Raw genomic sequence first — 24236 nt, forward strand, 5'->3', positions numbered from 1 at the left:
CTGAGCGGTGACCGATCGCCGACTCACTGGATCAATGATCCAGCCGTGTGCCATGGTGAGACGGAGAATCTGTTCTTGCCGTCGCGTTCCCTTTCGGTGCCGCGATGGATTTCCCAGGGCCGAGCAGCGCACCGTCATGCACTAATTCAGCTTTCTCATTTGCAGGGGACAACTGATGCTTTCTGACGCCAAGCGGGAATTGCTGAAGCGACGCCTCAAGGGAGAGCAGGCATCGCGTCGCGAATGGGGGCCGCGTCCCGACGGCCCGATCCCCCTGTCGTTCGCGCAGCAGCGCCTCTGGTTCCTGGCCCAGTTGGACCCGTCGTCGACCGAGTACAACCTGTCGATGCGGGTGCGCTGGGACGGCTTCCTGGATGTGGCGGCGTTGGGTGGGGCGTTGTCGGGTGTGGTGGCGCGGCATGAGGTGTTGCGGACGCGGTTGGTGGCGGATGGGGAGGGTGTTCCGTGTCAGGTGATTGATGGGCCGGTGCCGTTCGTGTTGCCGGTGGTGGATGTGTCGGGGGAGGTGGATCCCGGGGCTGTTGTGCGGGCTTTGGTGGCGGCGGATGCCGCGGTTCCCTTCGACCTCGCGGCCGGACCGCTGATCCGCGCCACGCTGCTCCGACTGGCACCGGAGGAGCACGTCCTCGTGGTCGCCATGCACCATGTCGTCTTCGACGAGTGGTCCGACCAGGTCTTTCACCGCGAGTTGATGGCCCTGTACGAGGCGTTCCTGGCGGGAGACCCCGACCCGTTGCCGCCGCTTGAGGCGCAGTACGCGGACTTCGCCGTGTGGCAGCGACAGTGGCTGGACGGCGAGGTCCTGGACCAGCAACTGGGCTACTGGCGCGAGCGGTTGGCCGGAGCACCGGAACTGGACCTGCCGACTGACCGGCCTCGTCCGCCGGTTCGTTCCTCGGCGGGTGCGTCGGTGCGTTTCGCTGTGCCGGATGGGGTGGCGGGAGCGTTGCGGACGCTGTCGCGCGAATGCGGAGTGTCGATGTTCATGACGCTGTTGGCGGCCTTCGATGTGTTGTTGGGGAGGTATGCGGGGTCGGAGGATGTGGTGGTGGGCACGCCGGTGGCGAACCGGAATCGTGCCGAGACGGAGGATTTGATCGGGTTCTTCGTCAACACCCTCGTCATGCGGACCGACTTGTCGGGAGACCCCACGTTCCGGGAGTTGTTGGGGCGGGTGCGGGAATCGGCGTTGGGTGCGTACGCGCATCAGGATGTGCCCTTCGAGCAACTGGTTGAGGCGCTGGTCACCGACCGGGACCGGTCGCGTACCCCGCTGTTCCAGGCCCTCTTCAACTACGACTCCGCCGGGCCCTCCACCAGCGCTGGTGCCGGCGACCTCGCCACGGCCGACACGGCGGACGACGGTGTCGTCGCCAAGTTCGACCTGCGGCTGATCTTCAGCGACAGCGATGCGGGGCTGGCGGGCGAATTCGAGTACAGCACCGCGTTGTTCGACGCGGTGACGGTGGAGCGGATGGCGGGGCACCTGGTCACGCTGCTGAGCGCGGTGGCCGAGGACACCGGCCGGGAACTGTCACGGCTTCCGGTGCTGACGGCGGACGAGCGGCGCCAGGTGGTGGAGGAGTGGAACGACACTCCGGTCCCGGCCGGGGCTCTGATACCGGGTGTCGATGCGCGTGGGGTGCATGAGCTGATTGCCGCGCGGGCGGTGTTGATGCCGGATGCGGTGGCGGTGGTGTCGGGTGGTGTGGCGTTGTCGTATGGGGGGTTGTTGGGTCGGGCGAATCAGCTTGCGCATTACTTGCGTGGGGTGGGGGTGGGTGCGGAGTCGGTGGTGGCGTTGTGTCTGCCGCGTGGGGTGGACATGGTCACGGCTGTTCTGGGTGTGTGGGGGGCGGGTGCGGCGTATGTGCCGTTGGATCCGGAGTTTCCGGTGGAGCGCCTGGCGTTCATGCTCGCGGACAGTGGTGCGTCGGTGTTGGTCGGTACCGGCGACATCCTGGACGAGCTGCCGGTGGGGCGGTTGCGGACTGTGGTCGTGGACGACCCGATGGACCGTGCGCGGTTGGCTGGTATGCCGACCGTGTCACCCGAAGTGCCCGTGCAGCCTGACGAGTTGGCGTATGTGGTTTATACGTCGGGGTCGACGGGGCGGCCGAAGGGTGTGCAGGTCACGCATGGTGGGTTGTTGCAGTACACGGTGGGTGTGGTGGAGCGGTTGGGCTGGTCGGGGGTGGGGGGCCGGTTCGGGTTGTTGCAGTCGGTGGTGACGGACTTGGGGAACACGGTGGTGTTCGGGTCGTTGGTGTCGGGTGGTGTGTTGCATGTGGTGGGTGCGGATGTGGCGGTGGACGGTCGGGCGGTGGCTGGGTATTGGCGGGCGTGGGGGATCGATTTTGTGAAGGTGGTGCCGTCGCATCTGGCGGCGTTGGCGGCGGGGTGTGGTGGGGGTCTGGGGGGTTTGGTGCCGGCGCGGGGTGTGGTGCTGGGTGGTGAGGGTGCGTCGGGGGTGTGGCTGGGGGAGTTGGTGGCGGCTGCGGGGGGGCGGGTGGTGGTCAACCATTACGGGCCGACGGAGTCGACGGTGGGTGTGCTGGCGGGGCCGTTGGGTGGGGATGGTGTGGTGTCGTTGGGGCGGCCGTTGGCGGGTTCGCGGGTGTATGTGCTGGATGGGGCGCTGCGGCCGGTGCCCATCGGGGTGGCGGGTGAACTGTTCATTGCGGGTGGGCAGTTGGCGCGGGGTTATCGGGGTCGGGGTGGGTTGACGGCGGAGCGGTTTGTGGCGGATCCGTTCGTGGGGGACGGCAGTCGTATGTACCGGTCGGGGGATCGGGTGCGGTGGTTGGTGGATGGTCGGGTGCAGTTTTTGGGGCGTGTTGATGATCAGGTGAAGGTGCGGGGTTTCCGTGTTGAGCCGGGTGAGGTGGAGGGGGTGCTGGCGGGGCATCCGTTGGTGCGCGCTGTGGTGGTGTCGGCGTGGGGTGAGGGTGTGGAGCGTCGGCTGGTGGCGTATGTGGTGCCGGACGATGTCGGGGACGGTATTCCGTCGGTGGGTGAGTTGCGGGGGTTTGTTGGGGCGCGGTTGCCGGAGTACATGGTGCCGTCGGTGTTCGTGGAGTTGGCTGAGCTGCCGTTGACGGCGAACGGGAAACTCGACCGCACCGCCCTCCCCGAACCACAAGGAGTACGTCAGGACGCGACCGGACCTGTGGCACCGCGTACCGAAGCGGAACGCATCCTCGCCGACGTCTGGGCACAGGTTCTCGGTGTGGACGAGGTGGGCGCCGAAGACAACTTCTTTGATCTGGGTGGGCATTCGCTGCTCGCTACGCAGGTCATCTCCCGGGTGCGTGAGGTGTTCGGGGTCGAGGTGCCCCTGTCGGTCCTCTTCGACGAGCCGACGGTGCGGGAGTTCGCCTCTGTGGTCGAGACCGCGGGCGCCGGTGTGACGGCTCCGCCGGTGACGGCCGTGGACCGGGACCAGGTGCTGCCGTTGTCGTTCGCTCAGCAACGCCTCTGGTTCCTGGACCAGTTGGAACCGGGAAGCGCGGAGTACAACCTGTCGTCCCTGATGCGGTGGGCCGGTCCGCTGGATGTGGCGGCGTTGGGTGGGGCGTTGTCGGGTGTGGTGGCGCGGCATGAGGTGTTGCGGACGCGGTTGGTGGCGGGTGCGGGGGGTGTGGCGTATCAGGTGATCGATGCGCCGGCTTGCGTTCCGTTGCCGGTGGTGGATGTGTCGGCGGCGGTGGATCCGTGGGCGGCTGCGCGGGCGTTGGTGGCGGTGGATGCGGGGTGTGCGTTTGATCTGTCGGCGGGTCCGTTGGTGCGGGCGACTTTGGTGCGGCTGGGGGTGGATGAGCATGTGCTGGCGTTGGTGATGCATCACGTGGTGTCGGACGAGTGGTCGGGGCGGATCCTGCGGCGTGAACTGTCGGCTCTGTACGAGGCGTTCCGTGCTGGCGGGGCGGATCCGCTTCCCTCGCTGCCTGTCCAGTACGCGGACTTCGCGGTGTGGCAGCGGGAGTGGCTGACGGGTGGGGTCCTGGAGGAGCAACTGGCTTACTGGCGTGAGCGGTTGTCGGGGGCTTCGGTGTTGGAGCTGCCGATGGACCGGGTGCGTCCTGCGGTGCGTTCCGCCGAGGGTGGGGTGGTGGGGGTGCGGGTGCCGGCCGCGACCGCTCGGGCTTTGCGGATGTTGTCGCGTCGTGGTGGGGCGACGATGTCGATGACGTTGCTGGCGGCGTTCAGTGTGCTGCTGGGTCGGTATGCGGGTACGGACGATGTGGTGGTCGGTTCGCCGGTGGCCAACCGGAACCGTGCCGAGACCGAGGGCCTGATCGGGTTCTTCGTCAACACCCTCGTCATGCGGGCCGATCTGTCGGGTGATCCGTCTTTTGTCGAACTGCTGGGCCGGGTGCGGGAGATGGCGCTGGGCGCCTACGCGCATCAGGACGTGCCCTTCGAGCAGCTCGTCGACGAACTCGTCACCGAACGCGACCGATCCCGCAGCCCCCTCTTCCAAGTCCTCTTCGACTACGACAACGGGCAGTCGGGAGAGGAGCCCCGGGAGTCCGACGCCCACGCGGCCCCCGACGCGGACGCTGACCCCGACGCCGGACCGGCGGACGCGGACGAACTGCCCGTGAGGTTCGACCTGGTGGTCACGCTGGGGGAGGCCGGCGGCGAACTCGCGGGGGAGTTCCAGTTCAGCACCGCGCTGTTCGACACCTCCACGATCGAGCGGATGGCAGGGCACCTGGTCACGCTGCTGGAGGCGATCGCGGCCGACGCCGAGCAGCGGGTGGGTGAACTGCCGGTCCTGAGTGCCGTCGAGCGGCGCCGCATGGTCGAGGAGTGGAACGACACCGCGGCACCGATGCTCTCGGCGGGTGGAGTCCACGAGCTGATCGCGGCCCAGGCGGACGCGCACCCGGACGCGGTGGCCGTCACCTGCGGTGAAACGGTCCTGAAGTACGGCGAGTTGATGACCCGCGCCAACCGGCTGGCCCACCACCTGCGTGGATCCGGCGTGGGTACGGAGTCGATCGTGGCCCTGTGCCTGCCACGCGGGGTCGACATGGTCGTGGCGATGCTGGCGGTGTGGCAGGCAGGCGGTGCGTATCTGCCGCTGGATCCCGAATACCCGGCCGAGCGCCTGGAGTTCATGCTCGCGGACAGCGGCGCGAAGGTGCTGATCGGGCACCGGTCGGTGGCCGGGTCGACCGAGGTGTCCGAGGCGGCGGAGGTGGCCGGAAGGCTGCCTGTGGAGTCCGTGGTGTGGCTGGACGACCCGGCCGTCACCGAGGGCCTGCCGGGCACGGCGCCCGAAGTCCCCGTACACGGCGACCAGTTGGCGTACGTGATCTATACGTCGGGGTCGACGGGCCGGCCCAAGGGCGTACAGGTCGCTCATCGCGGTGTGGTGAATCTGGTGCGCGCACAGGGGAGGGCCTTCGGTGTGGAAGCCGGGGACTCCGTGGTGCAGTTCGCACCGTTCGGCTTCGACGCCGCCGTGTCCGAGGTGTGCGTGACGCTGGCGTCGGGTGGCACGTTGGTGGTGGCGACGGCAGAGGAGCGCGCCGAGCCGGAGGCGTTGGCGGCTCTCGTACGGGGGCGGAATGTGCAGGTGGCGACCTTGCCGCCGTCACTGCTGGCCGTACTGAACCCGGGTGACCTGGACGGTATGGCCACCCTGGTCACCGCCGGCGAACGCCTCGACGCGGCGACGGCGGCCATATGGAGTGAACACCACCGGCTGCTGAACGCGTACGGTCCGACCGAGGCCACGGTCTGCGCGAGTATCGCGACCGTCGATCCGGACGGCCGGGGCGCGCCGCCGATTGGCATCCCGATCGACAACACGCGGACGTACGTCCTGGACGAGCGGCTGAACCCGGTGCCGGTCGGTGTGGCGGGCGAGCTGTACATCGCCGGGACCGGCGTGGCCCGCGGCTACGGAGGGCGCCCCGCGTTGTCGGCCGAGCGCTTTCTGCCCGACCCGTTCACTTCCGATGGTTCACGCATGTACCGCTCGGGCGACCGGGCGCGCTGGTCGCCGGACGGGCAACTGGAATTCCTGGGCCGGGCGGATGACCAGGTCAAGGTCCGCGGGTTCCGTATCGAACCCGGCGAGATCGAAGCCGTCCTGACCACTCACCCGCAGATCCGCTCGGCTGTCGTGACGGCCCACGGGGACACCGCCCACGAGGACACCGAGGACCGACGCCTCGTCGCCTACCTCGTTCCGGCGGACCAGGCCGAGGGCATACCGGCGGTCAATGACCTGCGGGACCACGTTCAGCGGAGCCTGCCGACCTTCATGGTTCCGGCCGTGTTCATGGAACTGGCCGCGCTGCCGCTGACCGCGAACGGGAAGATCGACCGGGCCGCGCTGCCCGCGCCGGACGCCTCGGCCCGCGTGGGTTCGGCGGAGGCCTACGTCGAGCCACGTACCGGCGTCGAGCAGGCTCTGGCCGGGGTGTGGGCGCAGATCCTCGGCGTGGAACGGGTGGGCGTCGAGGACAACTTCTTCGAGCTCGGTGGCGACTCGATCAGCAGCATCCGCGTCGTGGCGCGAGCCAGGGAACTCGGCATTCACGTGACCGTGGCGCAGTTGTTCGACCACCAGACGGTGGCCGGTCTGGCGTCGGTGGCATCGAGCGAAAGCACGACAGATGCCGAACAGGGTGTCGTAGTCGGGGAGTTCCCGCTGACTCCGATCCAGCGCTGGTTCCTGGAACGCGAGTTGCCGGAGCCCTGGCATTTCAACCAGTCGACGGTGCTGGAGATCACCGGCCGGGTCGAACCCGAGCTGCTGCGCGCCGCGTTGGCCGCGCTGGTCGAGCACCACGACGTACTGCGCTCCAACTTCGCGCAGGAGGACGGGGCGTGGGTCGGCCGTGTGATGGCGGCAGTCGAGCCGGCCGACTTGGTGACGGTGATCGATGCCTCCGCGGCGGACGTCGAAGGCGAGTTCCTGGAGGCACGGGCCACGGAGGTGCAGGCCGGTCTCGGCCTGAGTGACGGCCCGTTGCTGCGTGCGGTGCTCTTCGACCGGGGTGAGCGTGGTCAGTTGCTTCTGGTTGTTGTCCACCACTTGGTCGTGGACGCGGTCTCCTGGCCGATCCTGCTGGAGGATCTGGCGTCGGCGTATGAGCAGGTCGAGCGTGGTGTGGCGGTGGTGGGGTTCCCGGCGAAGACGACGTCGTTCTTGCGTTGGGCTCGGCGGCTGGGTGAGTTGGCGGTGTCGTCGGAGGTGGTGGCTGAGGGTGTTCATTGGCGGGGAGTGGGGGCTGGGGCGGGTGTGTTGCCGCGTGAGTTTGGGGGTGTGAATACGGTTGCGGCGGCGCGGCGGGTGTCGGTGGCGTTGGGTGCCGAACTCACGGGGCGTCTGTTGCGTGAGGTGCCGGGTGCGTTCCGGACGCGGATCGACGATGTGCTGCTGAGTGCTCTGGGTGCGGTGCTGACGGAGTGGGCAGGTACGGCGTCGGTCGTCGTCGACGTGGAGGGCCACGGCCGCGAGGACGTGGGTTCCGACATCGACGTGTCCCGTACCGTCGGTTGGTTCACGAGTGTGCATCCGGTCGTGCTGGGTGGTGTGGAGGACGGTGATCTGGGTGCGCTGCTTCGGCGTACCAAGGAGGGTTTGCGGGCGGTGCCGCGCAAGGGGCTGGGGTATGGCCTGCTGCGGTACCTGAGTGACTGGGAGCCGGTCCCGGGTTCGGGTGCGGAGGTGTCCTTCAACTACCTCGGCCAGTCGGGCCGACGTCCGGACGCGCACGACGCCGGCGAGGGCCGAAGCGCCGACCGCTTCCGTCCGTCAGGCAAGGACCTGGGCGTGGCGCAGTCGTCCGAGGGCGATCGTCCCCACCTGATTGAGGTCAACAGCCAGGTCGTTGACGGCAGTTTGGAGATGGTGTGGACGTATGGGGGTGAGGTCTACGGCGAGGCGACGGTGCGGCGGTTGGCGCAGCGGTATGTCGATGTCCTCACCCAGATCATCGAGTACTGCTGCGCTCCAGGTGTGGGTGGTTATACCCCGTCGGATTTCCCGTTGGCGGGTTTGGATCAGGATGCGCTGGATGGTGTCGCGCGTCGGGTCCGCACGGTGATTGATGACATTTATCCGTTGACGGCGTTGCAGCAGGGGATGGTGTTTCACAGTCAGTTGTCTTCGGATGCGGGGATGTACTGGGTGCAGAACGGTCTGCTTCTGGAGGGGCGGCTGGATCTCGATGCTCTGAGGCGGGCGTGGGAGTTGGTGTTTGCGCGGCATGAGGTGTTGCGGAGTGCGGTGGTGTGGGAGGGGGTTCCGCGGCCGTTGGCGGTGGTGTCGCGGTTGGTGTCTGTTCCTCTGGAGGTGTTGGACTTTTCGAGGCTGGGTGAGGATGCCTGCCGTCGGCGGGTGGATGACTTTCTGGCTGCGGACTGGGCGCGGGGTGCTGATTTTTCGGCTTCGACGTTGGTGCGGATCTCGCTGATCCGGCTGGCGGACGAGCGGCATCAACTGGTGTGGAGCTTCCATCACTTGCTTCTTGACGGGTGGAGTGTGCCGATTGTGTTGGGGGAGGTGTTGGAGGCGTATCACGCTTTTCGTGAGGGGAGGCGTGCGGAGTTGGTGGTGCGTGCGCCGTTCCGGGATTTCGCGGGGTGGGTGGCGGGTCAGGATGTGGTGGAGGCGCGTGGTTTTTGGGGTGGTCGGCTGGCGGGGTTTGTGGAGCCGACGGTGTTGGGTGTGGGGCGGGTTTTGGGGGAGGTGGGTCAGGGGGATGTGCATGTGGTGTTGCCGTCGGTGGTGGCGGGTGGGGGGTTGGCGGGGTTTGCGCGGCGGCATCGGTTGACGTTGAACACGGTGGTGCAGGGTGCGTGGGCGTTGGTGTTGTCGTTGTATGCGGGTTCGGATGATGTGGTGTTCGGTGTGACGTCGTCGGGTCGTGGTGGCCAGATCGATGGGATGGACTCGATGGTGGGTCTGTTGCTGAATACGACGCCGGTGCGGGTGCGGGTGGAGCGGGACCGGCCGGTGGTGGAGTGGTTGGCGGGGTTGCAGGATGAGCAGGTGCGGGCGCGGAGGTTTGAGCACACGCCGTTGGTCGTGATCGGTGAGAGCAGTGAACTCCCGCCGGGTCAGGCCCTGTTCGACACCCTCTTCGTCTTCGAGAACTACCCGGACCAGACTCTGATCGACAGCCGCGAACTCTCTGCGGCGAGTGGTCTGCAGACCGGCCTCAATCATGTCCGCCAGCAGGCGAGTTACCCGCTCAGCGTGACCGCCGGCTCCGGGCACGAGCTCATGATCAAGATGTCGTACGAGCGTGCTCAGTACGACTCCGCGACCGTCGAGCGCTTGGCGGGCCATCTCGTCAACGTGTTGGAGGGCATTGCGGAGGATGCGGGGCGGTGTGTCGGCGAGCTGTCGGTGTTTGGTGCGGGTGAGCGGCGGCGGGTGGTCGAGGAGTGGAACGGGGCTGTTGAGCCGTTGCCGGGTGTGGGTGGGGTGCATGAGCTGATCGCGGGGCGGGCGTTGGCCGGTCCGGATGCGGTGGCTGTCGTGTCGGACGGTGAGGTGCTGACGTACGGCGGGTTGATGGACCGCGCGAACCGGCTGGCGCATCACCTGCGGGCGCTTGGAGTCGACGCGGAGTCGGTGGTGGGGCTGTGTCTGCCGCGTGGCGTCGACATGGTTATGGCGATGCTGGCGGTGTGGCAGGCAGGCGGTGCGTATCTGCCGCTGGATCCTGAATACCCGTTGGAGCGGCTGGAGTTCATGCTCGCCGACAGCGGTGCGAGGGTGCTGATCGGAGACCGGTCGGTGGCCGAGGTGGTCGGTGGGTTGCCGGTGGAGTCGGTGGTGTGGCTGGATGATCCGGCCCTCGTCGATGGCCTTCTGCCGTCCACGGCTCCTGAAGTCCCGGTTGACGGTGGCCAGTTGGCGTATGTGATTTATACGTCGGGGTCGACGGGGCGTCCGAAGGGTGTGCAGGTTGCGCATCGCAGTGTGGTGGGCATGGTGACCGGACTGGGCCCGGTGCTGGGTGCCGGTCCGGGTGTGCGGGTGTTGCAGTTCGCGTCGTTCAGTTTCGATGCGGCTGTCCTGGACGTGGCGGTGACGCTGGCGTCGGGCGGCGCGCTGGTGGTGGCGAGCAGTGCTGAGCGCACCGCCCCGGAGGCCCTGACCGGGATGATCGGCGCCCAGGCGGTGGGCGCGGCCAGTGTGGTGCCGTCCCTGCTGGGTGTGCTGAACCCGGGCGAAGTCCCCGGTATTGAGACGCTGTTGCTGGGTGCGGAGCGGCTGACCCGGCAGGTTGCGGAGGCGTGGGCGCGGGGCCGCACGCTGGTGAACACCTACGGTCCCACCGAGGCGACGGTCATGGTGACCGCCGGTGCGGTCGACGCGGACGTGGCCGTGGTCCCGCCGATCGGTGCCCCGGTGGCGAATGCCCGTCTGTATGTCCTGGACGCGCGCCTGAGTCCGGTCCCGGTCGGTGTTGCGGGTGAGGTGTTCATCGCGGGTCCGCAGGTCGCCCGCGGCTACCGCGCCCAGCCCGCCCTGACCGCCGAGCGCTTCCTGCCCGACCCGTTCACTGCGGACGGCACCCGCATGTACCGCTCGGGCGACCGGGCCCGCTGGCTCGCGGAAGGGCAGTTGGACTTCATCGGCCGGGCGGACGACCAGGTCAAGGTCCGCGGCTTCCGTATCGAACCCGGCGAGATCGAGGCCGTACTCGCCACCCACCCCCGGATCCGCACCGCCGTCGTCACGGCCTTCGGCGACACCGAAGACCGCCGCCTGGCCGCCTACCTCGTACCCGCCGACCAGAACGACGGCATCCCCTCCACCCCCGACCTGCGCACCTTCACCGGCTCGCGACTGCCGGCCCACATGATCCCGGCGACCTTCACCGAACTCGCCGCCCTCCCCCTCACCCCCAACGGCAAACTCGACCGCACCGCCCTCCCGCTCCCGGACGCCGCCGGCCGCACCGGCTCGGCAGGCGAGTACGTGGCTCCTCGTACCGAGGTCGAACGGATCCTGGCCGAGGTGTGGGCGCAGGTGCTCGGCGTGGAACGGGTCGGGGTCGAGGAGAACTTCTTCGACCTGGGCGGTGACTCGATCATCAGCATCCGGGTCGCGGCGAAGTCCCGGGAGTTCGGCGTTCATGTCACCGTGGCGCAGCTGTTCGAGCACCAGACGGTGGCCGGTCTGGCGTCCGTGGCGTCGAGTGAGAGCGTGACGGATGCCGAACAGGGCCTGGTTGTCGGCGACTTCTCGCCGACGCCTGTCCAGCGGAGTTTCCTGGCGCGTGAGTTGCCACATCCCTCGCACTTCAACCAGTCGATGGTTCTGGAGACAGGCCGCCGGGTCGAACCCGAGCTGCTGCGCGCCGCGTTGGCCGCGCTGGTCGAGCACCACGACGTACTGCGCTCCAACTTCGCGCAGGAGGACGGGGCGTGGGTCGGCCGTGTGATGGCGGCAGTCGAGCCGGCCGACTTGGTGACGGTGATCGATGCCTCCGCGGCGGACGTCGAGGACGAGTTCCTGGAGGCACGGGCCACGGAGGTGCAGGCCGGTCTCGGCCTGAGTGACGGACCCCTCCTCCGTGCGGCCCTCGTCGACCGGGCCGACCGGGGTGAGCGAGGCCAACTGGTCCTCCTGGTCGTCCACCACCTGGTCGTGGACGCGGTCTCCTGGCCGATCCTGCTGGAAGACCTGACATCGGCGTACGAGCAGGTCGAGCGCGGTTCCGCGAGGGTGGAACTCCCTGCCAAGACGACGTCGTTCCCGCGCTGGGCTCAGCGGCTCGGCGAGCTGGCGGCCTCCCCGGAGGTCACGGCGGAAGCCGCGTACTGGGAGGAGGTCGAGACCGCCGCGGTACGCCTCCCGCGCGACCACGACGGCCTGAACCGGAACGCCTCTGTACGCAACGCCCGGACGACCCTGGACACCGAGCGAACCGAGCGCCTGTTGCGCGAGGTGCCCAGTGCCTTCCGGACGCAGATCAACGACGTACTGCTCAGCGTGCTGGGCGTGGTGCTGACCGAGTGGGCAGGTGCGGCGTCGGTCGTCGTCGACGTGGAGGGGCATGGCCGCGAGGACGTGGGCTCCGACATCGACGTGTCCCGTACGGTCGGGTGGTTCACCAGCGTGCACCCCGTCGCGTTGAGTGGCGCCGCCGACGGTGATCTGGGTGCGCTGCTGCGGCGTACGAAGGAGAACCTGCGGGCAGTCCCGCGCAAGGGCCTGGGACACGGCCTGCTCCGGCACCTCACCGACACCGACCGGACGCCGCCCGGCACGGCTCCCGCCGCCGAGGTCTCCTTCAACTACCTCGGTCAGTCCTCCCACCACCCGGCGGACACCCGCACCCCCTCACCCGACCGGGCCCTCTTCGGTCCGTCCGGCCGGTCGCTCGGCGAATCCCAGTCGGCGGACGGCACGCGTACGCATCTCATCGAGGTGAACGGCCAGGTCGCCGACGGCAGCCTGGAGATGGAGTGGACGTACAGCTGCGAGGTGCACGACGAGACGACCGTGCGGCACCTCGCACAGCGGTACGTCGATGTCCTCGCCGACCTGATCGAGTACTGCTGCCGTCCCGAGGTCGCCGGACACACCCCGTCGGACTTTCCGCTCGCCCGGCTCGACCAGGGCGCCCTGGATCTGATCACGGGCCGCGTCCCGACGGTGATCGAGGACATCCATCCACTGACAGCCGTCCAGCAGGGCATGCTCTTCCACACGCGGCTGGCCACCGAACCCGGCATGTACTGGGCTCAGAACGGCGTTCTCCTCGAAGGCCGACTGGATCTCGACGCCCTGAAGCAGGCGTGGGGGCTGGTCCTCGCCCGGCACGAGGTGCTGCGCACCGCGGTGGTGTGGGAGGGGGTGCCGGAGCCGCTGGCGGTGGTCTCCCGGTCCGTACCCCTGCCCCTCCACGTACTGGACCTGTCGCATCTCGACGAGGAGGCGCGGCGGCGCGCCGTCACCGGACATCTGGAGGCCGACTGGGAACGGGGCGCGGACTTCTCCGCTCCGACACTGGTGCGGATCTCTCTGATCCGGCTGGCCGACGAACGGCACCAACTGGTGTGGAGCTTCCATCACTTGCTGCTCGACGGGTGGAGTGTGCCCATCGTGCTGAACGAAGTGCTGGAGGCGTACCAGGCGCTCCGTGAGGGCAACCGGCCGCGGCTCGCCGCCCGTGCGCCCTTCCGGGACTTCGTCGCCTGGGCCGTCGGACAGGACGCGGACGAGGCGCGGGAGTACTGGCGCGAGCGGCTGGCCGGGATTTCCGAGCCCACGACCCTCGGCCTGGAGCACGCCACCGGGAACCAGGGGCGGGACGAGCGCCGAGTACCGCTGCCGGCCTCGGTGTCCAGGTCCGGTCTCGCCGAGTTCGCCCGCAGGCACCGGCTCACGCTGAACACCGTGGTGCAGGGCGCGTGGGCGCTGGTGCTCGGCCTGTACGCCGGCCGCGACGACATCCTGTTCGGCGTGACCTCGTCGGGCCGCGGCGGTCAGATCGACGGCATGGACGAGATGGTCGGCCTGCTCATCAACACCACCCCCGTGCGGGTGAGCATCGACCGTGACCGGCCCGTCGCCGACTGGCTGTCCACGCTGCAGGACGAGCAGGTACGCGGCCGCAGGTACGAGCACACGCCGCTGGTGACCATCGCCGAATGCGGTGAACTGCCGCCGGGACAGGCCCTGTTCGACACCGTCTTCGCCTTCGAGAACTACCCCGACCAGGCGCTGGTCCAGGGTGGGCGGGCCGGACAGTACGCGGGCGAGGACGAGGGTCTTCGGGCGGGGACCAACTATGGACGCGACCAGTCCAACTACCCCCTCGGCGTGATCGCCTCCTCCGCCCACGAGCTGGTCGTCCGTCTCTCCTACGACCGCGCGCACTACGACGACGAGGCTGTCGAGCGGCTCGCGGGCCACCTGGGCACGGTCCTGGAGGCCATCGCCGCCGACACCGGCCAGTACGTCGGTGACCTGCCCGTACTGACGGCGGACGAACACGAGCGGCTGCTGGGGGAGTGGAACGACACTGCCGTGGCGCTGCCCGCCGCGAGTGGTGTCCACGAGCTGATCGCCCGGCACGCGGACGTGAACGGCGACGCGGTGGCCGTGGTGGCGGGCGCGCGGTCGCTCTCGTACGACGGACTGCTGCGGCGCGCCAACCGGCTCGCGCAGCGTCTGCGCCGGACGGGCATCGGGTCCGAGTCCGTGGTGGCGCTCTGCCTGGAGCGCGGTGTGGACCTGGCGGTCGCGGTCCTCGCGGTGTGGCAGGCGGGAGCGGCGTATCTGCCGCTGGATCCCGAATACCCGGCCGAGCGGCTGGAGTTCATGCTCGCCGACAGTGGTGCGACGGTGCTGGTCGGCCACCGGAGCACGGCCGCCGACCTGGTGGCGCACACCGCGCCGGAGACCGTGCTGTGGCTGGACGACCCGGCCACCTGGACGGACCTCGCGGCGCTCCCCGACGTCCCTCCGCAGGGACGCGTCCTGCCCGACCAGCTCGCGTACGTGATCTACACCTCCGGTTCGACGGGCCGGCCCAAGGGGGTTCACCTGTCCCACCGGGGGCTGGTCAGCCTGTCCACCGTGCAGCGGACGGCGCTGGGTACGGGACGTGACGACGTCGTGCTCGGATTCGCGCCGTTCAGCTTCGACGCCTCGGTGTGGGAGCTGGTGATGGCGCTGGCGGTGGGCGCGACCCTGGTGGTCGCCGAGGCGTCCGAGCGTTCCGACGCCGAACGGCTGGCGTCCCTGGTCGTGCGTGCCGGGGTCAGTGTGGCGACCGTACCGCCGTCCCTCCTGGACGCGCTGCGGCCCGGTGACCTGGACGGCATGACCACCCTCGTCACGGCGGGCGAACGGCTCGACGCGACGCTCGCCGCCGCGTGGAGCGAACACCACCGGCTGCTGAACGCGTACGGGCCGACGGAGAGCACGGTGTGCGCGAGCATCGCTTGGATCGGGGTGACACAGCCGCAGGACGTGCCCGGCGTTCCTCCCATCGGTGCCCCCGTCGCAGGTACCCGGGTGTTCGTCCTGGACGCGTTCATGAAGCCGGTGCCGGTGGGTGTGTCCGGTGAACTGTTCATCGGGGGACCGCAGTTGGCGCGCGGTTACGGCGGCCGTGCGGCGCTCAGCGCCGAGCGGTTCGTGGCCGACCCGTTCACCGGGGACGGCTCCCGCCTGTACCGGACCGGGGACCGGGTGCGCTGGCTGGCGGACGGGCAGCTGGAGTTCCTGGGGCGCGCCGACGACCAGCTGAAGGTACGCGGCTACCGCATCGAGCCCGCCGAGATCGAGGCGGCGCTCGCCGCCCATCCGGGTGTCCGGACGGCGGTCGTCACGGCGTTCGGCGAGGGCGGGGACCGGCGCACGGTCGCCTACCTGGTCCCGGCCGACCAGGCCGAGGGCACCCCGGCCGCTGCCGAACTGCGGGCCTTCGCGGGCGAGCGGCTGCCGTCGTTCATGGTCCCGTCCGTGTTCGTCGAGCTGGCCACGCTGCCGCTGACCCCGAACGGCAAGACCGACCGGGCCGCCCTGCCCGAGCCGGAAGGGAGCCGGGCCGGTTCCGGCAACCGGTATGTCGCCCCCGGCACCGCGACCGAGGAGCTCCTCGCCGGTATCTGGGAGCGCGTCCTCGGCGTGGACCGGGTCGGTGCCACGGACGGCTTCTTCGACCTCGGCGGGCACTCGCTGCTGGCCGGCCAGGTCGTCTCCCGGGTGCGGGAGATACTCGCGGTCGACCTCCCGCTCTCCGCGCTGTTCGACCGGCCGACGGTGCGTGGGCTGGCCTCGGTGATCGACAGTTCCGCGCGGGATGCCGCGCCCCCGGTGGCGGCCATCTCCCGGGACGAGGCACTGCCGCTCTCGTTCGCGCAGCAACGGCTTTGGTTCCTGGACCAGTTGGAGCCGGGCTCGCCCGAGTACAACATGTCGACCCGGGTGCGTCTGACCGGCGATGTGGACCTCGCGGCGCTCGGCGCGGCGCTGGACGCGATCGTCGCCCGCCACGAAGTCCTGCGGACCCGGCTCGTGGCCGGCGCGGACGGTGTCGCACACCAGGTGATCGACCCGCCGACGGGCCTTCCGCTGCCGGTCGTGGACGTCAGCGGATGCGCCCGGCCCCGGGACGAGGCCGACCGTCTGGTCGGCAAGGACGGGCTCACCCCGTTCGACCTGGCGTGCGGTCCCCTGGTCCGGGCCACCCTCGTCCGGCTCACCCCCGACGAGCACGTACTGGCCCTGGCGATGCACCACGTCGTCTTCGACGAGTGGTCGGACGGCATCCTCCGCCGCGAACTGTCGGCCCTGTACGAGGCGTTCCGCGCGGGTGAGCCGAATCCGCTGGAGCCGCTCGCCGTGCAGTACGCCGACGTCGCCGCCTGGCAGCGCCGGTGGCTGTCCGGTGACGTCCTGGACAGCCAACTGGGTTACTGGACCGGGCAGTTGCACCAGACTCCGGTGCTGGAGCTGCCGACCGACCGGCCGCGCCCCCTCGTACGGTCCACCGAAGGGGCGGTCGCCAGGTTCACCGTCGCTCCCGGGACCGCCGAGGCCCTTCGCACGCTGTCCCGCGAGCACGGCAGCACCATGTTCATGACGCTGCTGGCCGGGTTCAACGTGCTGCTGGGCCGCTACGGCGACACCGACGACGTCACCCTGGGCACACCTGTCGCCAACCGGGGCCTCGCCGAGACCGAGGACCTGATCGGCTTCTTCGTCAACACCCTCGTCATGCGCACCGATCTGTCCGACAACCCGTCCTTCACCGAACTCCTGGGCCGGGTGAGGGAGACGGCACTGGGCGCCTACGCGCACCAGGACCTGCCGTTCGACCGGCTCGTCGACGCCCTCGTGACGGAACGGGACCGGTCCCGCACCCCGCTGTTCGACGTCATGTTCAGCTATGTGCCCGAGGAGCCGGGCGAGGGCGGCACCGCGAGCGGCGACACGGCGGAGGAGGCGGACGCCGGCGGCGCTCCGGAGCCCATCCCCGTCAAGTTCGACCTCGTGCTGACCCTGGCGGACGAGAACGGCTCGCTGACCGGTGAACTCCAGTACAGCTCCGCCCTGTTCGACGCCACGACCGCCCAGCGGATGACTGGGCACCTGGTCACGCTGCTCGACGCGGTCGCCGCCGACCCGGACCGGCACATCGGCGAACTCCCGTTGCTGTCCCGCGCGGAGCGCCACCAGGTCGTCCACGAGTGGAACGACACCGCCGTGGATCTGCCTCCCGCGGGCGGTCTGCACGAGCTGATCGCCGCCCAGGCTGCCGCGACCCCGGATGTGGCGGCCGTCATGGCCGGCGAACACACGCTCACGTACAGCGCGTTGATGTCACGGGCGAGCAGGCTCGCCCACCGCCTGCGCCAGGCGGGGGTGGGCCCCGAGTCCGTAGTGGCACTGTGTCTGGAACGCGGCGCCGACATGGCGGTCGCCACCCTGGCGGTGTGGCAGGCCGGCGCGGGCTATCTGCCCCTGGACCCCGCCTATCCGCTCGAACGGCTCCAGTTCATGGTGGCCGACTCGGGCGCCGCGGTCCTCCTGGGCCACGAGACGGTGGCCGCCGGCCTGGCGGCCGACGCCACCCTGGAGACCGTGCTGTGGCTGGACGACCCGGCCACCTGGACGGGCCTCGCGGCGCTGCCCTCCACACCTCCGCGGATACGGGTCCTGCCCGACCAGCTCGCGTACATCATCTACACCTCCGGCTCGACGGGGCGTCCCAAGGGCGTCCACGTGCCCCACCGGGGTGTGACGACGCTCGCCGAGGCGATGCGGCCGCTGCTGCACGCCGGGCCGGGTGACCACGTGCTCGAATTCGCCTCGTTCAGCTTCGACGCCTCGGTGTGGGAGCTGGTGATGTCGCTGCCCACCGGCGCGACCCTGGTCGTGGCCGAAGCGCAGGACCGCACCCCGCCCGAGCGGCTGACCTCGCTGATGCGGCGCGCTGCCGTGAGCCTGTCGTTCATGACACCTTCCGTGCTGGAGGTGCTGCTCCCCGACGAACTCCCCGATCTGGCAACGGTGTTGGTGGGCGGGGAGCGCGTGGAGGCCGGGCTCACCGAACGGTGGCGCGACCGTCTGCGACTGCTCAACGTCTACGGTCCGACCGAGACCACCATCGCCACCACCGCGGGCGAGGTCGAGACCGACGGCACACCGCCGATCGGCACTCCCTACGTCAACGAACGGGTCCACGTACTCGATCAATGGCTGAACCCGGTGCCCGTGGGCGTCGCGGGCGAACTGTTCATCGGCGGCGCCGGAGTCACCCGCGGCTACGGCGGCCGTGGGGCCCTGACCGCGGAGCGCTTCCTCGCCGACCCGTTCGCGGCCGACGGCTCCCGCATGTACCGCTCGGGCGACCGGGCACGCCGACTGGCCGACGGACAGCTGGAGTTCATCGGCCGCGCCGACAACCAGGTCAAGGTCCGCGGGTTCCGTATCGAGCCCGGCGAGATCGAGACCGTACTCGCCGAACACCCGGGCGTCCGAACCGCCGTCGTCACGGCCTACGGAACCGGTACGGAGCGCAAGCTCGTCGCCTACCTGGTCCCCGCCGACATGGCCGAAGGCATGCCGCCCGTAGCCGAGTTGCGCGCGTTCGTGGGTGAGCACCTGCCCAAGTTCATGGTTCCGGCGGTCTTCACCGAGATGGCCGGCCTGCCGATGACGCGGAGCGGCAAGATCGACCGCGGAGCCCTGCCCGCACCCGACGGAACGCGCGCGGTGGCCACGAGCACCTACGTCGCGCCCCGCACCGACGTGGAACGGATCCTCGCCGAGGCCTGGGCCCAGGTCCTCGGCCTCGACCGGGTCGGCGTCGAGGACAACTTCTTCGACCTCGGCGGCGACTCCATCATCAGCATCCGCGTCGTGGCCCGGGCCCGCGAGTACGGCGTCCATGTCACCGCGGCCCAGCTGTTCGACCACCAGACGGTGGCGGCCCTGGCGTCCGTGGCATCGGGCGAGAGCACGGCGGACGCCGAACAGGGCCTGGTGGTCGGGGAGTTCCCACTGACCCCGATCCAGCACTGGTACCTGGAACGCGAGCTGCCGGCACCGTCGCACTTCAACCAGTCGGTGGTCCTGGAGGCCGTCGACCGGGTGGACACCGACGCGCTCCGAGCGGCGGCACGCGCCGTGGTGGAGCAGCACGACGCGCTGCGCTCCCGCTTCGTACAGGACGACGACGGTGCGTGGACCGGGCACGTGGCGGCCGTCGAGCCGGCCGACCTGGTGTCGGTGATCGACGCCTCCGCCGCGGACGGTGAGGCGGAGTTCCTGGAAGCCCGGGCCACAGAGGTGCAGGGCGCGCTCGATCTGCACGAGGGCCCACTGCTGCGACTGGCTCTCCTCGACCGGGGCGAGCACGGCCAACTGCTCCTCGTGGTCGTCCACCACCTGGCCGTCGACGCCGTCTCCTGGCCGATCCTGATCGAAGACCTGACATCGGCGTACGAGCAGGCCGCGCGCGGCGCCACGACGGTGGAGCTGCCGGCCAAGACGACGTCGTTCCAGCGCTGGTCGCAGCGGCTCGGTGAACTGGCGGCCTCCCCGGAGGTGACGGCCGAAGCCGCCCACTGGCGGGAGACCGAGATCGCGGCCACGCCACTCCCGCGCGACCGGGACGGGCGCAACACCGTGGCCTCGGCCAGGGACGTCGTCACCGCGCTCGGAGCCGAGCAGACCGAACGGCTGCTGCGCGAGGTGCCGAGCGCGTTCCGGACACAGATCAACGACGTGCTGCTCACGGCACTCGGCATGGTCCTCGCCCCCTGGGCGCGCGTCCCGTCGGTGGTCGTGGACCTGGAGGGTCACGGCCGCGAGGACGTCGGCGCCGACATCGACGTGTCCCGCACCGTCGGCTGGTTCACGAGCATGTACCCGGTCGCCCTGACCGGCGCCCGGGACGGGGACCTCGGAGCAGTGCTCCGCCGCACGAAGGAGTACCTGCGGGCGGTCCCGAGGAAGGGCCTGGGACACGGTCTGCTCCGCCACCTCACGGACCGGCTCCCGCGCACGGGCACCGCGGCGGAGGTCAGCTTCAACTATCTGAGCCGGCGAGCCGACACCCACGAGTCCGCCCCCGGCGGCGGGACGGGCCCGTTCCGACCCGGCCGGGGATCGCTGGGCCGCGCATGGTCGGAGGAGGGCGACCGCGCCCACCTCATCGACGTCAACTGCCGGGTGTCCGACGGCCGGCTGGAAATGGTGTGGACGTACGGCACCGAGGTGCACGACGAGGCGACGGTACAGCGGCTCGCACAGCGGTACGCCGAAGTCCTGAGCGACCTCATCGAGTACTGCTGCGACCCCGATGTCCACGGGCACACCCCGTCGGACTTCCCCCTGGCCCGTATCGGCCAACAGGCCCTCGACCGCGTCGCACGGCAGCTCCCCACGACGATCGAGGACATCTATCCGCTGACGGCACTGCAGCAGGGAATGCTGTTCCACACCCGGCTGTCCGCGGACCCCGGCATGTACTGGGTCCAGAACGGCATGCTGCTGGAAGGCGAACTGGACCTCGAAGCCCTCAGGCGCGCCTGCGAGTTGGTGTTCGCCCGGCACGAGGTGCTCCGCACCACGGTGGTGTGGGACGGCGTGCCCGAACCACTGGCCGTGGTCTCCCGGTCCGTACCCCTGCCACTGCGGGACCTCGACCTGGCCCACCTGGCGGAGGAGGCGCAGCAGCAGGCGATCGGCGACCACCTGTCGGACGACTGGGCCCGCGGCGCCGACTTCTCCGCTCCCACCCTGGTGCGCCTGGCACTGATCCGGCTCGCCGACGACCGGCACCAGCTCATCTGGAGCTATCACCACTTGCTGCTCGACGGGTGGAGCCTGCCCATCGTCATGGGCGAGATGCTGGAGGCCTACCAGGCCTATCGCCGTGGAAGCGTGCCGGCCCTGGCGCCCCGCCCGTCCTTCCGGGACTTCATCGCGTGGACCACCGCCCAGGACGGGGACGAAGCACGGGAGTACTGGCGCGAACGGCTGTCCGGCATCACCGGGACCACGACTCTCGGCGTAGCCCGTGCCACCGGCGACAGCGGTCGCGACGAACGTCTGGTCTCCCTGCCACCGACCGTGGCGGCGTCCGGCCTGGCCGAGTTCGCCCGCCGGCATCGGCTGACGGTGAACACCGTGGTGCAGGGCGCCTGCGCGCTGGTGCTCGGCCGGTACGCCGACACCGACGACGTGGTGTTCGGCGTGACCTCCTCGGGCCGCGGCGACCAGATCGACGGTATGGACGCGATGGTCGGTCTGCTCATCAACACCACACCGGTACGGGTCCGCGTCGACCGGGACCGGCCGGTGGCCGACTGGCTCGCCGAGCTCCAGGACGAGCAGGTACGGGCCCGCAGGTACGAGCACACCTCGCTCGTGACGATCACGGAATGCAGCGAACTCCCGCCCGGCCAGGCCCTGTTCGACACCCTCTTCGTATTCGAGAACTTCCCCGACCAGACCCTGGCCGCCAGCCGGGAGACCTCTGCCGCCGACGGCCTCGAAGCGGGTCTCGACTACGGGCGCGAGCAGGTCAACTACCCCCTCCACATCACCGCCGGCTTCGGCCGCGAACTCAAGATCAAGCTGTCGTACGACCGCGCCCGCCTCGATGCCGGAACCGTGGAGCGGATGGCCGGACACTTGGCGACGGTGCTCGCGGCGATCGCCGAGGACGCCGGGCGGCAGGTGGGTGAGCTGCCGGTGCTGACCACCGCGGAGCGGGACCAGTTGGTGGGTGAGTGGAACGACACGGCGGCCCCGCTGCCGACGACGGGCGGGGTGCATGAGCTGATCGCTGAAGGGACGCGGTCGGCGCCGGACGCGGTGGCTGTGGTCTCGGGCGATGTGTCCTTGACGTACGGCGGGTTGGCGGGACGGGCGAACCGTCTCGCGCGTCATCTCCGTCGGGTGGGTGTGGGGTCGGAGTCGGTGGTGGCGCTGTGCCTGTCCCGTGGGGTGGACATGGTCGTCGCGGCGTTGGCGGTGTGGCAGGCGGGTGGGGCGTATCTGCCGTTGGATCCGGAGTTTCCAGTGGAGCGGCTGGGGTTCATGCTGGCTGACAGTGGGGCGTCGGTGCTGGTCGGGCATCGGGGTGTGGCTGCCGGTCTGGTGGTGTCGGCCGGGGTGGAGTCGGTGGTCTGGCTGGATGATCCGGCGACGGTGGAGAGGCTGGCCGGGCTTCCCGCCACGGTTCCTGAAGTGCCTGTCCATGCGGGCCAGTTGGCGTATGTGTTGTATACGTCGGGTTCGACGGGGCGGCCGAAGGGTGTGCAGGTTTCGCACGGCGGTCTGGTGAGTTTCCTGTCGGCGATGGCTGGGCGTCCTGGGCTTGATGGTGCGGATGTGCTGTTGGCGGTGACGACGCTGGGCTTCGACATCGCGGGGCTGGAGTTGTGGTTGCCGTTGGTGTCGGGTGCGCGGGTGGTGGTGGCCGGCCGGGATGTGGCGGGTGTGCCTGCTGTGTTGGCGGGTGAGTTGGTGCGGGTCGGTGCGACGGTGATGCAGGCGACGCCGGCGACGTGGCAGATGCTGGTGTCGGACGGCTGGGACGGCGTATCGGGTCTGAGGGTTCTGTGCGGTGGTGAGGCGTTGCCCGCTTCGCTGGCGGGGGCGTTGGCGGAGCGGACCGCGGCGGTGTGGAACATGTACGGGCCGACGGAGACGACGGTCTGGTCGGTGTGCGAACCCGTCGATGGCGGCGCACCTGGTATCGGCGTGCCGATCGCGAACACGCGGGTCTATGTGCTGGACGAGCGGCTGGCACCGGTGCCGGTGGGCGTGGCGGGCGAGTTGTTCATCGGTGGTGCCGGTGTCGCCCGTGGTTACTTCGGGCGTGGGGCGTTGACGGCGGAGCGGTTCGTGGCGGATCCGTTCGCGGCTGATGGTGCGCGTCTGTATCGCACCGGGGACCGGGTGCGGTGGCTGGCTGAGGGCCGGCTGGAGTTCCTGGGCCGGGCCGACGACCAGCTGAAGGTCCGTGGTTTCCGGATCGAGCCGGGTGAGATCGAGTTCGCGCTGTCCACACATCCGCGGATCGGTTCGGCGGTGGTCACCGCACACGGTGAGGGAGCCGAACGCCGCCTGGTGGCCTACCTGGTACCGAGTGCCCCGAGCGAGGAGGGCGGAAGCACTCCGCCACCGGGAGAGCTGCGTGAGCATGTACGGCAGACGCTGCCGGAGTACATGGTCCCGTCCCTCTTCACGGAACTGGCGGCGCTTCCCCTCACACCCAACGGAAAGATCAACCGGTCCGCCCTGCCCGAGCCGGAGGGACTGCGGCCCGAGGGCGGTTACGTCGCTCCGGTGACCACGACCGAGGAACTCCTCGCCGGAATCTGGACCCAGGTCCTCGGCTCGGACCGTGTCGGCATCACGGACGGCTTCTTCGATCTCGGCGGCCACTCACTCCTGGCCACACAGGTGATCTCCCGTATCCGGGAGGCCTTCCGGGTCGAGATACCTCTCGCCGTCCTCTTCGACGCGCCGACCGTACGGGAGCTGGCCGCGGCGGTCGACAGCGCCGGACGAGGCGGCGTCCTGCCGCCGATCGCGATCGCGGACCGCACCCGGGCACTGCCGTTGTCCTTCGCGCAGCAGCGGTTGTGGTTCCTCGACCAACTGGAGCCCGGTTCGGTCGAGTACAACCTGCCCACGCCGATGCGCTGGCGCCACGCAGTGGACGTCGACGCCCTGGCCGCGGCGCTGGGCGCGGTCGTCGCCCGGCACGAGATCCTGCGGACCCGGCTGACGGCGGGCGCCGACGGAGTGGCGTACCAGGTGATCGACCCGCCGTCGGGATTCACTCTGCCGGTGGTCGACGTGTCCGGGAGCGTCAACCCCGCAGCGCTCGCACGGGAGTTGGTCTCGACGGATGCCGTCACACCCTTCGACCTGGCGAACGGCCCGATGATCCGCGCCACACTGATCCGGCTGGCCCCGGACGAGCATGTACTGGCTCTGGCCACGCATCACGTGGTGTCCGACGAGTGGTCGGACCGCATCCTTCAGCGTGAACTGCTCGCCCTGTACGAGGCGTTCAGCGCGGGACGGCCGGATCCGCTCCCGCCGCTGCCGGTCCAGTACGCGGACTTCGCGGTGTGGCAGCGCGCATGGCTGACCGGCGCGACGCTGGACACACAACTCGATTACTGGCGACAGGAGTTGGCCGGATTCCCGGTACTGGAACTCCCCACTGACCGGCCAC

Annotated in this window: 1 protein-coding gene (only partly in view); it reads left to right on the forward strand. The window is 69.7% G+C overall.

From position 1 onward, the window contains the following. Positions 1 to 175: 175 nt before the first annotated feature. Positions 176 to 24236 carry the 5' portion of a non-ribosomal peptide synthase/polyketide synthase gene (locus OG407_RS42955; protein ID WP_405865905.1) on the forward strand. It continues 8927 nt past the right edge of the window, so 24061 of the gene's 32988 nt are visible here — the first part of the coding sequence; it begins with the start codon at positions 176 to 178; the stop codon falls past the right edge of the window.

Origin of the sequence: Streptomyces sp. NBC_01515, assembly GCF_045040345.1 — a bacterium.
Classification (GTDB): Bacteria; Actinomycetota; Actinomycetes; order Streptomycetales; family Streptomycetaceae; genus Streptomyces.